General features: G+C 72.6%; 2 protein-coding genes and 1 pseudogene. All 3 read left to right on the top strand.

Annotated elements, in window-relative coordinates; translation table 11 throughout:
* Positions 1–433 (top strand): annotated as a pseudogene (locus tag G6020_RS15295) (thiamine-phosphate kinase); the annotation flags it as partial.
* A gap of 9 nt (positions 434–442) precedes the next feature.
* Positions 443–964, top strand: a complete 522-nt coding sequence (locus tag G6020_RS15290; RefSeq protein ID WP_182611202.1) for a gamma carbonic anhydrase family protein — start codon at positions 443–445, stop codon at positions 962–964.
* 4 nt (positions 965–968) lie between these two features.
* Complete coding sequence (locus G6020_RS15285) at positions 969–1,679, top strand: uracil-DNA glycosylase (protein WP_182611201.1); 711 nt, start codon at positions 969–971, stop codon at positions 1,677–1,679.
* Positions 1,680–1,802 lie beyond the last annotated feature (123 nt).

The following is a 1,802-nucleotide window of genomic DNA, read 5'->3' as shown; positions in this document are numbered from 1 at the left end:
GGGCCACACCGAGGGCCCCCTGCAGCAGGCCCACCGGGTCCCCGTACCCCCGATCGGGTCCGGGAGGGCGGCCAGACTCGCCGGCGCCAGCGCACTCACCGACGTCAGCGACGGCCTGATGCGCGACCTGTCGGGATTGGCGCGGGCCTCCGGCGTCGCGGCGGACCTCGTCGTCGACGCGCTTCCCGTCGACCCCCGCCTGGGAGAGGCCGCCGCGGTCCTGGGTCTCCCGGATCCGGAGGCGCAGATCGCGGACTGGATCCTCGACGGCGGCGAGGACCACGGTCTGCTGGGCACCTTCCCACCCGGGACGATCGTCCCCCCGGGTTTCACCGTGATCGGGACGATCCACGAGGGAGACCCCGGCGCGGTGTCCCTCGACGGGCACCCGCGGACCCCCGGGGGCTGGGACTCGGCACGGGGCGCGAACTAGTCTGGCGGCATGGCTGTCTACGCACTCGGAGACCTCGAACCCGACATCGCCCCCGACGCCTGGGTGCACCCCGACGCCGTGGTGATCGGCCGCGTCCGCCTGGGACCGGGCGTGTCCGTGTGGCCGACCGCGGTCCTCCGCGGTGACTACGGGCGCATCGAGGTCGGCGCCATGACCAATATCCAGGACGGCACGATCGTCCACTGCACGGAGTCGGAACCGACGGTGTTCGGGGAGCACTGCATCGTGGGGCACAACGCGCACATCGAGGGGGCGACCGTCGGGAACGGGGCCCTGATCTCCTCCGGCTCGATCGTGCTCAACGGCGCCGTGATCGGTGCCGGAGCGGTCGTCGCCGCCGGGTGCCTGATCCCACCACGGTTCGAACTCCCCGCCGCGCGCATGGCGATGGGAGCCCCCGCGAGGATCCGCGAGGGTTACGAGGTGGACCCGGCGATGCTCGACGGGAACACGCAGAAGTACCACGACAACGCGATGCGCTACCGCTCCGAGCTCCGACGGATCGACTGACCGGGTGGCGGGCGATCAGTCGGCTCGACCTCCGCTGGGGGAGGTCGTCGACCCGGGGTGGGCGGGCGCGTTGGCGCCGGTGGAGGACCGCATCCGGCGGATGGGCGATTTCCTCCGCGAGGAGGACTCCGCGGGCCGCCGATACCTCCCCGAGGGGGACCGGATCCTACGCGCCTTCACCCAGCCGTTCGACGATGTCCGTGTGCTGATCGTGGGCCAGGATCCGTATCCGACGCCCGGGCACGCCGTCGGACTGAGCTTCGCCGTGGACGGACACGTCCGACCCCTGCCGCGGAGCCTGGTCAACATCTACCGTGAGTACTCGGACGACCTCGGACTGTCGGCGCCCAGGCACGGTGACCTGAGTTCCTGGGCCGGGAGCGGGATCCTCCTGCTCAACCGGGTTCTCACGGTGACTCCGGGGCAGCCGGCCTCCCACCGGGGGAAGGGATGGGAGGAGGTCACCGGGCGCGCGATCGAGGCACTGGTGGAGCGCGGCCGTCCGCTGGTGGCGATTCTCTGGGGGCGCCAGGCGCAGTCCCTGGCGCCGATGCTCGGGGACACCCCGGTCATCGCCTCCGCGCACCCTTCGCCGCTGTCGGCCTCACGCGGGTTCTTCGGTTCCCGGCCGTTCAGCCGCGCGGACGACGAGCTGCGCCGGCTCGGCGTGGACGGCGTCGACTGGCGACTGCCGGACCTGCCAGAGCAGACGTAGAGCCGCGCTCAGGCCCCACCGGAGCGCGGGGCGCGCTCAGGCCCCTCCGAAGCGCGGGGCGCGCTTGGCGACGAACGCATCCACTCCCTCGATCCCGTCGGGCGACACCGCCAGCGCCGCGAT

Origin of the sequence: Dietzia sp. B19 (assembly GCF_014145155.1) — a bacterium.
GTDB lineage: Bacteria > Actinomycetota > Actinomycetes > Mycobacteriales > Mycobacteriaceae > Dietzia > Dietzia natronolimnaea.
The sequence above is the reverse complement of the archived record's forward strand: the minus strand, read 5'-3'. Positions and strand labels throughout refer to the sequence as shown.

Bases quoted from the DNA above. Each gene is read 5' to 3' on its own strand.
- G6020_RS15290 (WP_182611202.1), top strand. From the start codon at position 443: ATGGCTGTCTACGCACTCGGAGACCTCGAACCCGACATCGCCCCCGAC.